The sequence below is a fragment of the Myroides profundi genome, from assembly GCF_000833025.1.
Lineage (GTDB): Bacteria > Bacteroidota > Bacteroidia > Flavobacteriales > Flavobacteriaceae > Flavobacterium > Flavobacterium profundi_A.
The window spans coordinates 1,934,391-1,946,239 of sequence record NZ_CP010817.1 but is presented as its reverse complement, the minus strand read 5'-3'; the positions used below and the strand labels follow the sequence as shown (position 1 = coordinate 1,946,239).

Here is an 11,849-nt window from a genome sequence, read left to right as displayed (position 1 = left end):
TTATTTAGTATTACTAATATATTCCTGAATATCCTCTCATAATTCCTCTTGATGAATTACGGATAAACATTAAAACTTCATCTCTTTCTGGAGTTGCTTCCATATCTGCCTCTATAATTTCAAGTGCTTGACTTGTATTATAGTTCTTTTGATATAAAATACGATAGATTTCTTGAATCTCTCTAATTTTCTCTGGAGAATACCCTCTTCTTCTCAATCCTACTGAGTTAATACCAGCATAAGAAATAGGTTCACGTGCTGCCTTAATATAAGGAGGAACGTCTTTACGTACTAAAGTACCTCCAGTCACAAATGAATGTGATCCGATAGTACAGAATTGATGTACAGCAACTAATCCTGCTAATACAACATAATCTCCTATAGTAACGTGTCCAGCTAAAGTACTAGAGTTAGAAAAAATACAGTTATTCCCTACGATACAGTCATGAGCGATATGGCTGTATGCTTGGATAAGACAGTTTTCTCCAATTACTGTTTTATATCTATCTTTTGTTCCTCTATTGATTGTTACACATTCTCTAATAGTTGTATTATCACCTATCTCAACTGTTGTAACTTCTCCTTCGAATTTTAAATCTTGTGGTTCTGCTGAAATAACTGCTCCAGGAAAAATCTTACAATTCTTTCCGATGCGAGCTCCTTCCATGATAGTAACATTTGATCCTATCCATGTTCCTTCCCCTATTTCAACATTATTATGAATGGTTGTAAAAGGTTCTATAACAACATTTCTAGCTATTTTAGCTCCAGGATGTACATATGCTAAAGGCTGATTCATATTCTTAGTTATTTGTTATTTTTGAAATCTGAGCCATTAATTCAGCCTCAGCTACTAATTTTCCATTGGCATACGCATATCCTTGCATATGACATATCCCTCTTCTTATTGGTGTAATAAGCTCTAATTTAAACACTAAAGTATCACCAGGGTGTACTTTATTTTTAAACTTCACATTATCCATCTTCATAAAATAAGTAAGGTAGTTCTCTGGATCTGGTACAGTACTTAGGATAAGAATCCCTCCTGACTGAGCCATCGCTTCACAGATAAGAACTCCTGGCATAACTGGTGCACCAGGGAAATGTCCTACGAAGAATGGTTCATTCATCGTTACATTCTTAAGTCCTACTACATGCTTATCAGACATCTCCAAAATCTTATCAACTAATAAAAACGGAGGTCTGTGAGGTAATAAAGCCATAATTTTATTTACATCCATTAATGGTTCTGCATGTAAATCATAAGATGGAACTTGGTTACGCTTTTCATTGCGAATAATCTTAGACATTTTCTTAGCAAAATTAGTATTCACTGAATGTCCTGGTTTATTTGCAATAACTTTACCTCTAATTCTTGTTCCTATTAAAGCTAAATCTCCAATTACATCAAGTAATTTGTGACGTGCAGCTTCATTAGGATAGTGTAATGTTAAGTTATCTAAAACTCCATTTGGCTTAACAGCAATTTCTTCTTTGCCAAATGCTTTTTTAAGGTGTTCCATTGTTTCTGGAGATATATCCTTATCTACATAAACAATAGCATTATTTAAATCTCCTCCTTTAATCAATCCATTCGCAAGTAATGCTTCTAGCTCGTGTAAGAAACTAAAAGTACGTGCTTCAGAAATCTCTTCTTTAAAGTCAGACATTGATTTCAATGTAGCATTCTGTGTACCTAATACTTTAGTACCAAAATCAACCATTGCAGTCACTTGGTAACTATCAGAAGGCATAACGATTATTTCACTTCCCGTTTGTTCATCTACAAAAGAAATAACTTCTTTTACGATGTACTCTTCACGTTCAGCGTCTTGTTCTACGATACCTGCTTTTTCAACTGCTTCAACAAAGTATTTAGAAGACCCATCCATAATAGGAGGCTCAGATGCATTTAACTCAATGATAACATTATCTAAATCACATCCTACAAAAGCTGCCAAAACATGCTCTGTTGTTTGTATTTTAACTCCCTTTTTTTCAAGGTTTGTACCACGTTGTGTATTCACAACATAATTAGCATCCGCTTCTATAATTGGATGCCCTTCTAAATCCAAACGTACAAAAGTAAACCCATTATTAATAGGAGCTGGTTTTAAAGTCATTGTCACCAATTGACCTGTATGTAATCCAACACCACTAAGAGTTACCTCATTCTGGATGGTTTTTTGTTTAACCATAATTAAATTTCTTTAAGTATTTTGAAAAGGCTATTCGTTTATTTTCTTTTTAATTGATTCAATATCACTAGCTATCTTTGAGAAGTTCTTAAAGTAGCTATATGATTTCAAGAATTCATTATGTGGCAATGCAGGGCTACCTTGCACAGCTGCACCATTCTCTAGATTCTTAGTCACACCAGACTGAGCCTGAATACGCACATTATCACCTATTGTTAAATGTCCTACTATTCCTACTTGCCCTCCTATCATACAGTTTTTCCCAATCTTTGTAGAGCCTGCCACTCCTGTTTGAGAAGCGATCACAGTGTTCTCACCTATCTCTACATTATGTGCTATCTGTATTTGATTGTCTAGTTTTACTCCTTTGCGAATGATAGTAGATCCTAGTGTAGCTCTATCGATTGTCGAAGCAGCTCCTATCTCTACATTATCTTCAATAATAACATTACCTATCTGAGGAACTTTATTAAATGTCCCATCAGGATTAGGTGCAAAACCAAATCCATCAGAACCAATAATTACTCCTGCATGAAAAGTACAATTCGCTCCGATTACAGTCTCTGAATAGATACGAACTCCTGCAAATAATACTGTATTATCTCCAATGCGCACATTATCTCCTACAAATGTATTTGGATATATTTTTACGTTATTACCGATCTTTACATTCTTACCAATATAAGCAAAGCTTCCTAAATATAAATCATCACCATACTCTACTCCTTCTGAAATAACTGAAGGTTGCTCGATTCCCGATTTCATTAATTTCACTTGATTGTAATACTCTAATAATTTAGAGAATGCCTTATATGCATCATCTACTTTAATTAAAGTTGCTGTGATAGGATGCTCTGGTTCGAACGTTTTATTAACGATAACCACAGAGGCATTTGTTGTATATATATGGTGTACGTATTTAGGATTTGCTAAAAAAGAAATAGACCCTTCTGTCCCTTCCTCTATCTTAGCTAATGTACTTACTTCAATTGTAGGGTTTCCTACAATCTCTCCTTCTAATACTGACGCTATTTGTTCTGCTGCTATTTTCATCGAGGCAAAAATATAAAATATAATTGAAATTTAACTTTCAAAAACGTTTTTTGGATAACAAACAAAATACTTTGTCACCACTTTCGTCAATGATTTTAAGTTTAGTTCATCTGATACCGATAACACATCTTTTGTTGTCCCATCTTTTTTAAGTATCATAATTGGCTCTTTATCTTTACTATACGCTTGATTCTCCATTTTACCTTTAAACACAAAATATTTAGAGGCTTCATTAGAAATAGAATATTTCTTAGAGACTTTATCTGACATATTATTTAACTTTAACTTTGTTTCCTCTTTATCTGAGACGAATTCAATGCGTAATAGCTCCCTATTAATAATCATTTTACTCAATTCTGACAAAATAAAGTCATTGTGAAACTGCCATGACTTAAGTGCTCCTAGTATATCTGAATCGTCTAATAGTGCAAATTTCTCTAATCCGACTTGATCAAAATCTCCTTCTTCTATCTGATTCTTTAAAAAGAATTGCAACGATTCACTACACCATAACTCTACTCCTTTATGAGTTAATTCTTTTGCTCTTTTTAACACTCGTACTAGAATTAGCTCTGCACATACACTTGTCTTGTGTAGATACGCTTGCCAATACATTAAACGACGTGCGATCAAAAACATCTCTACAGAATAAATTCCTTTCTTTTCCACAACTAACTCATCATTCACTACATTCAACATCTGAATTAAGCGCTCTGAGTTAATATTCCCTTCCGCTACTCCACTGTAGAAACTATCTCTTTTTAGATAATCCATACGATCCATATCCAATTGACCTGAAATCAATTGCAACATAAACTTACGGTGGTATTCGCCTTTAAATATCTTGATTGCTAAATCTAACTTCCCTTCAAACTCTTTGTTTAAACGATTCATAAACAAGATTGAAATCTCTTCGTGGTGCACTCCTTCTACGATACTTTCTTCCATAGCGTGAGAGAAAGGTCCATGCCCTATATCATGAAGCAAAATAGCTACATATAAAGCATTTTCTTCATCCTCAGAAATCTCTACATTCTTAAAGCGCAAAACTTGTACCGCTTTTTGCATTAAATGCATACAACCTAAAGCATGATGAAAACGAGTGTGATGAGCACCAGGGTATACTAGATAAGATACTCCCATTTGAGAGATTCTTCTCAATCGTTGAAAATAAGGGTGTTCAATTAAGTCATATACCAAAGAATTTGGTATAGAAATGAATCCATAAATAGGATCATTTAGGATTTTAAGTTTATTAATGTTGGCCAATGAGAATCATTTTTATAAACGTATACAAATATAGCATATATATTAAAAAAACCGCACCCCTTTTAGAAAGAAAGATGCGGTTAATCCTAATATTTCTATAATTTTATAAGTCTTAAGCTTCTAAATCTATTTGAAATGAATTTAAGAATGCTATTGACTTTTCTATATCGTAATGTAAAATGCGATCAACATCTACAAAAGAAACCTCTTCTCTATAAATTTTCAAGAAAGATTCAATGAACTCACTTGATTTCGCAGGTCTTCTGAACTCTAATGCTTGAGCCGCATTCATCAATTCTATAGCTAGAATGCGCTCTAAATTATCTACTATACGAAGCGTCTTTGTAGCCCCATTAGCCCCCATACTTACGTGATCTTCTTGTCCATTACTTGACACGATACTGTCCACACTTGCTGGAGTTGCTAATTGTTTATTCTGACTTACAATACTCGCCGCCGTATACTGAGGAATCATAAACCCTGAGTTTAAACCTGGATTAGACACTAAGAATGCTGGTAAACCTCTAAGTCCTGAAATCAATTGATAAGTTCTACGCTCAGAAATACTTCCCAATTCAGCTAAAGCAATTCCTAAGAAATCTAACGCTAATGCTAAAGGCTGTCCGTGGAAATTACCTCCAGAAACGATAATATCGTCTTTATAAAACACATTTGGGTTATCTGTCACAGAGTTAATCTCTGTTTTAAACACGCGATTCACATAATCGATCGCATCTTTTGACGCTCCATGCACTTGAGGTATACATCTGAATGAATATGGATCTTGTACATGCTCTTTAGGACGACTAATCAACTCAGACCCCTCTAAAACTTCATTGAAGAATTGCGCTGTCTCTATCTGTCCTTTATGAGGTCTTACATAGTGAATTAACTCATTAAATGGTTCTATTCTACCATCAAACCCTTCTAATGAAATCGCTCCAATTACATCTGCCAAATAAGATAATTTCTTTGACTTTAAAAGAATATAGCATCCATAAGCACTCATAAACTGAGTTCCATTTAACAGTGCTAACCCTTCTTTTGATTTTAATTTTATAGGTTCCCATCCATGATTAGCTAGCACCTTATTAGCTGGTTGTCTAAACCCATCACAGAACACTTCCCCTTCTCCAATCAATGGCAATGTCAAGTGAGCTAATGGAGATAGATCTCCTGATGCTCCTAAAGAACCTTGATTATAAACTACAGGAAGAATATCATTATTAAAGAAATCAATCAATCTCTCTACTGTTTCTAATTGAACCCCAGAGTTACCATAACTAAGTGATTTTACTTTTAGCAACAACATAATCTTAACGATCTCTTCAGGAACAATCTCTCCTGTTCCACAAGCGTGAGACATCATTAAGTTTTCTTGCAATTGAGACAAATTATCATTGTCTATTTTAACGTTACACAATGAACCAAACCCTGTATTAATCCCATAGATAGGATCAGCTTGTTTAGCCATTTTATCGTCTAGATACATACGACAATTCACAATATTCGCTCTTGCTTCTTCAGATAGCTGTATTTTTTGACCTTGAGTTAAAATCTCATTTAACTTCTCGATTGTAAACACATCTGAAGTAATATAATGTACTAATTCCATATTTGTATATTGGTGGTATATAAAATTTTATCTTGTAAACACTAAATTATTACCCTTAGAATCAGTTTCACTCCACGCATACCCATCCACATTAAACTTCTTCAACCCCTCTATATCATTCACATTATTGTCTATGATATAGCGCACCATCATTCCTCTTGCTTTTTTAGCATAGAAGCTGATTGTTTTAAGTTTACCATCTCTTAATTCTTTAAAATCAGGTGTTACTATGGTGCCTTTTATCGCTTTTTTATCAATCGCACTAAAGTATTCATTACTCGCTAAGTTGATTAACAACTCACCTTGTTTCATTTCTTTATTTAGAGCTTCTGCTAGAATAGGCTTCCAAAACTCGTATAGGTTTGCATTTGCTCCTACAGCCATCTTAGTTCCCATTTCTAAACGATATGGTTCTATTTCGTCCAAAGGTTTTAACAAGCCATAAAGACCTGATAATATTCTCAATTTTTCTTGTAATACTTCTATCTTATCTGATGTTAAGCTATAAGCATCTAATCCTGCATAAACGTCTCCGTTAAAAGCAAAAACTGCTTGCTTAAAGTCTTTTTCCTTTCCTGCTTTTTTCACAAAAGCTCTCTCTTGATTTCTCTTCCAATTCAACTCAGCTAAATTGTTAGAAATCTTCATTAAAACTTCTAAATCCATCGGAGTTTTAGATTGCAATACTTCATTAATCACTTTTGATTCTTTGATGAATGAAGCCTTTGTAGCTTTCTCTACAGGCACTGCTGTTGTATAATCTAAACTCTTAGCAGGCGATATTAAAATTTTCATGATCTCTTTTTTTTAGCATCCCAAATATAGGATAACTATTTAGATTTTCATATTTGCTACCCTTGTGTTTTTAGGTTTTATCCTTGTTTTAACACTTTTTCTGACAGCTTTACCAACTACATAAATCTCAATATCCGGACTAACTAATCTCATTACTAAATAGATAATAAATAAAATGATTTAAATAAAAATTAAAACTATCACCTAAATCATATTATATTCACTAGCCATTATTGATAGCTCTAGTATACACTTCTAACCCCATCCAATACTTATCTCTATAAATCGTATAGTCAATATCAAATCGATCTGTAAATAAACCTATTGTCTTAAATACTTCCCGAGATGCGCTTTTATAATCTTTTGTCGCAAAGAATAAAGTGCGTTCTCCAGAACCTGTCTCTCTGGCCACACTATGCAAGATTCCTGATTCGAGAATTAGATCTTCTATCTCATCCATAGTCGTGACATCTTCCTTATTAGGCAGCCCATCCTCACGTCCATTATAAGCCATAGAAACCTTCACTACCCATGGGTAAGACATCTTCTGGTCCCAGTTTAAAAAACTAGTATTCACTACCACTATTAAGGGCTCATTATTAGTATTACTCTCTAAGATAGAATAAGTATCCTCTGAGCTATTTCGAATTACACTGTCATATTTCTCTACAAACTCTGCTTCTCTATAACTTAAATAATCACTTAACTTAGACACTGGAATCAACTCTCCTTCAATCCCTTCCTCTCCTTTCATCTCTAAATAATCTATCATAGTCATTGTCTTAATCTCACCTAGATAGTTGTCTAGAAATATATATAGAGCATTCCCTATTTCTTCTTCATTTTCAGGAGTACACTCCTTCACTATAAAACGCAAATGAATATAATCCGGGTAACCTTCATCATGAATTGGTATAAACGAAACAGTCTCTTCATCTAATAAAAAACCATTCATCTTTAACCCTATTCCTTTCACACTTGGTTTACAGCTAATAAAACTCCATCTTTCATGCTCTGGAGCTGCTTCAATAAAATCATCTACAAATGACAATGCTTTTAACCTACCATCAGGTGTGATAATTAGTTCACCTATTCCATCTTTTCCCATGCCTGTAAGCATATTAAAGTCTGGATTAATAGCCTTCAACTTAGGACTCACTATATCTATAAAATCTTCTACTACACGATCATGCTTCTCTATTGTCTTATAAAAACTAGCTTCATTAGCGATAAACCAATCCCAGAACAGCTGATATTGCGCATCTAACTCTACCTCTTTTGACTCTTTTATACTTTTCCCAAATATTTTATCAAAAAACCCCATAACTTTTCTTTTAAACTTGAGCACTAAAAGTACACTTTTTTCAATTATATACAAGAAACCCTAAGACCTTACTTCTATAACTAAAAAAGCTCACAATGTATTGTTCTACACTATGAGCTTTAAAACGAATTTAACTTTTATTACTGATCGCTTAATGCCTTCATAAATAATACTATATCAGCTATTTCTGCTTCTGTTAATTCTAAAGGATCTTCTGGTAGAGTTTGGCTTTCAACATCTAGCCCTAAACCTAAACCTCCTCCTTTATTATAGAAATCCATTACCTCCTCTAGAGTTTCATACACACCATTATGCATATAAGGTCCACTCTCCCCAACATTCCTAACTGTAGTGGTCTTAAAAGAGTGCTTTAATTGAGGGAGATCTGTATTAAATACATATCGTCCTAAATCACTATCTAGTACCGTTCCTTCTTTATTCGCTGGCACTCCTAACACCTCTTGTTCTGAGTCAGTAAAGAATGGAGGAACCGTTCCATTAAACAAAGGCATAAAGTGACAAGTAGCACATTGTCCTTTTCCTACAAAGAGATTAAAGCCATTCTTCTCACGACTACTTAGCGCCTGTTTATTTCCTTGCATATATTGATCAAAACGAGAATTGAATACTGAAAGTGAACGGATATAAGAAGCTAACACATTCTCTAATTGCCAAACTTCTACTTTCTTATCTGTTTTATAAATAGTTTGAAATTGCTTTCTATACTTTTCATCATTATTTAAATGAGCTACGATTTCTTTTAAATCACCATGCATCTCATCTTTATTTGTGATAACATCAGAAGACTGGCTCTCTAGTATCATACTTCGCATATCTAAAAACTGCCCGTGATAGTAAGCTGCATAGTTCAACGAAGGTGTGTTTCGAAGAAGTGGTTGACCGTTTAGATCTAAAGCAGTCTTCAATGGCTCACTAAATGCTTTGTCTGAATGATGACAATCTGCACAACTTCTAAAGTCATTTTTAGAAAGTTTCTTTTCAAAGAATAATTCCTTACCTAATGCAACCTTTGCAGGTGTAAGATAATATGTAGAATCGGGTGAAAAAGCATTTAAATTAATCAAATCCTTATCAAAAAGAGATCCCACACTTCCTTTCACTACTTGATGATCTCCATCATTAAAAGGAATTTTTAAATCTGCCTGAATATGTACAATCCCTTTAGCAATAGGATCTAAATATGAAACAATAAAATCCAAGTAGTCAAAACTATTTTTATCAGGATTCTTTTGACATATTGCTATTGCCTTATCTAGTAAGGGCATAATTTCTTTATATGAAGCTGTCTGCTTCCATTCTTTCGATAATTCTATCACTTGTTTTACACCAGATAAACTCGCAGTAGCTTCAACAAATAACAATCTACTTACTGGAGTATCGAATCCTGTAATACCTAATGCTGTAATATGAAAGACTTCCATCTTCAATGCTTCAAGTACTAAATCTTCAGGAATCGTAATTACTTCAAAGTTCTTACGCATACTTAATACAAAGTTCTTTACACGCTTTGTATCCAATAACATATCACTATAACTTTCATCATCGAACTCAGGATATAGATATTCTTCTATTACCTGAAACCCCTCCGCAGGAATAAAACTGTTCTCATCCAAATCTAACTGATCTAGAGCTGGTCCATTAATAGACTTGGTGGTATGTGGTAAAAAATAAGCTACTGCCCATTCTATTTTTTTATACGCTACTCTACTATCCACAAATGCTTTTCGAATAGCTGTACTATCTTTTTGTTGTTCTACTGATTCTACTAAACTATTCACCGCTACTTCTAGGCTATCTACTTGCGCAAGTAAGTAATGATTATAGGTAATATTCTCGTATGTCTTGGCTTTGTCAGAACAACTAAACAAACTAAATACCAAAACAATTAAACAGGTGTATTTTTTTATTTTCATAAACTCTAAAAGTATCCTCTAGTAGTATAATTAGATCATACTACTAGAGGCTATATAAGTACTTATTCTTATTCTATTTTTCTACATTTCTGATAATCACTACTTGACCACCTTCTTTATTCTTGTTTACACCAGCTTGATCAGCATTCACAAACTCGTTCTTTTGCCAAGTATGAGAGTGAATATTAACAGTGAAGGTATTAGGGATACCTACCAAATCAGAAATATCCTCCATAGCTCCAAATTCCCAAGAACCAAATTTCTGAAGGTTACCCGATTGATTATAATTCTTTTGCCACTCTGCATCTTCTCTGTTGTGCTTCATATTTAACCATGGTTTATAAGAACCATCAGCTATTTTATATTGCCAAATATAAGAGTCATGTTGCGCCCCAGGATAATAAGAGTCACCATCTTCTTGGATATACACATAATTCTCTGTCACACATAAGTTATCAGGGTTGATTAGATTCTTACCTGGATTACTATCACCTTCTGCTGCCACAGATAACTTACCAGTCATCATTCCGTTTTTATCCAATACTAACTTATATACTCTTCCCCACATTGTGAAGCCTTTCACAGGATTCCCTCCACTTGCTTGCCCTGTTGCAGTAAAGTAAAGCTCATTTCCTTTTCCTGCTCCTTTTCGGTAATCAATATCTTCTACACGAGAAAAACGGATTACTCCCAATTCCATATTCTTTTGGTTAATTTGTGCTCCTGTCAGATCTTTAGCTGCAGGAATCTCTACAAATTCTACATCGTATTCTTTCCCTTTTACCATATCCATCTCTGTATATCCACCAGATTTGCGCTTTAATGCATATAGTTTTCCTCCTTGTAGATCTCCTCTGTTACCTACGTACATTAGCAACTGTCCAGCACTCTGATGTTTAGAACTATATCCTTGATCTTCCCCTATGATGATAAATGTCTTTCCATTAGAGACATCAGCAGGAAGAGGTACTGCATTTTCCATACTTGCCTTTCCTAGAGCTGGTAATACCCTATCTCTACTTGACTTTAAGTCTGTAGATCCTAATGGATCTATACCATGTACCATACTCTCTTCTCCAGACTCTCCAGCCGTTAAGAATATTGGTCCGAAGCCGTGTATTTCTGGTTTGGCTAGAGTAGCAGAACACAGTCTAGTGATTCCACCTATACCATCTACTATATACTCCCCTTTTACAGGCTTAAATGTTTTATCTAAATAAACACGCGAAACAGATTGCATTATTTCATGATTAGTGATCATTAAGTATCCATCACCTTTAGGATCCTTCATAAAGCCTGCTCCATCTGGTTGTCCTCCAAATACAAACTCTGGTGAGTCACTTAATTTATCTTCACTAGAAATAAGAGAAAAAATCTCTAATTTTTCAAAACCTGGCATAGCATAAACAAAGGCAGGTGTTTTTGAATGATTCTTTAAAACAACTTTACTATTATTGTTTTCTTCTGAGCCATTACCTGAAGTACTATTGTCCTCATGGCATCCTACTACTGATGCTGTCATCATCAAGCTTAAAGCCCAAGTAGGTAATTTGTAGTTAATTTTCATTAGTTTATCTTTTTTGTTGAGACAAAGCTACTTTTAACATTTAACCACAATATTATGTACCAATTAACATAATGTTAATAATTATATAAATAAT

General features: G+C 34.1%; 9 protein-coding genes. All 9 read right to left on the bottom strand.

Annotation, left to right across the window (positions count from 1 at the left end; translation table 11 throughout):
* Nucleotides 1-13: 13 nt before the first annotated feature.
* The 9 genes from lpxA to MPR_RS08475 all read right to left on the bottom strand — a co-directional run bounded on the left by lpxA (nt 14) and on the right by MPR_RS08475 (nt 11,755).
* Entirely contained in the window at nt 14-799 is a 786-nt protein-coding gene (gene lpxA, locus MPR_RS08515; RefSeq protein WP_041891526.1) for an acyl-ACP--UDP-N-acetylglucosamine O-acyltransferase, read from the bottom strand.
* Between the two features lie 4 nt (nt 800-803).
* Nucleotides 804-2,198: a bifunctional UDP-3-O-[3-hydroxymyristoyl] N-acetylglucosamine deacetylase/3-hydroxyacyl-ACP dehydratase gene (locus MPR_RS08510; RefSeq protein ID WP_025124334.1), complete on the bottom strand. Its 1,395-nt coding sequence runs from the start codon at nt 2,196-2,198 to the stop codon at nt 804-806.
* Nucleotides 2,199-2,228: 30 nt separating this feature from the next.
* The gene (gene lpxD / locus MPR_RS08505) at nt 2,229-3,251 is read right to left on the bottom strand and encodes a UDP-3-O-(3-hydroxymyristoyl)glucosamine N-acyltransferase (RefSeq protein WP_041891521.1); all 1,023 of its coding nucleotides are present in this window, start codon (nt 3,249-3,251) and stop codon (nt 2,229-2,231) included.
* A 30-nt stretch (nt 3,252-3,281) separates the two neighbouring features.
* On the bottom strand, nt 3,282-4,520 hold the full coding sequence (locus MPR_RS08500) for an HD domain-containing protein (protein WP_041891518.1): 1,239 nt from the start codon (nt 4,518-4,520) through the stop codon (nt 3,282-3,284).
* A gap of 112 nt (nt 4,521-4,632) precedes the next feature.
* On the bottom strand, nt 4,633-6,135 hold the full coding sequence (gene hutH / locus MPR_RS08495) for a histidine ammonia-lyase (protein WP_041891514.1): 1,503 nt from the start codon (nt 6,133-6,135) through the stop codon (nt 4,633-4,635).
* Between the two features lie 27 nt (nt 6,136-6,162).
* The gene (gene yaaA, locus MPR_RS08490; protein ID WP_041891510.1) at nt 6,163-6,930 is read right to left on the bottom strand and encodes a peroxide stress protein YaaA; all 768 of its coding nucleotides are present in this window, start codon (nt 6,928-6,930) and stop codon (nt 6,163-6,165) included.
* A gap of 223 nt (nt 6,931-7,153) precedes the next feature.
* Entirely contained in the window at nt 7,154-8,254 is a 1,101-nt protein-coding gene (locus MPR_RS08485; protein WP_041891507.1) for a DUF695 domain-containing protein, read from the bottom strand.
* A gap of 140 nt (nt 8,255-8,394) precedes the next feature.
* A complete protein-coding gene (locus tag MPR_RS08480; protein ID WP_041891503.1) occupies nt 8,395-10,188 on the bottom strand; it encodes a cytochrome-c peroxidase in 1,794 nt (597 codons plus the stop codon).
* A 73-nt stretch (nt 10,189-10,261) separates the two neighbouring features.
* Nucleotides 10,262-11,755, bottom strand: coding sequence for a hypothetical protein (locus MPR_RS08475; protein WP_041891498.1), 1,494 nt, complete (start codon nt 11,753-11,755; stop codon nt 10,262-10,264).
* Nucleotides 11,756-11,849: the final 94 nt, after the last annotated feature.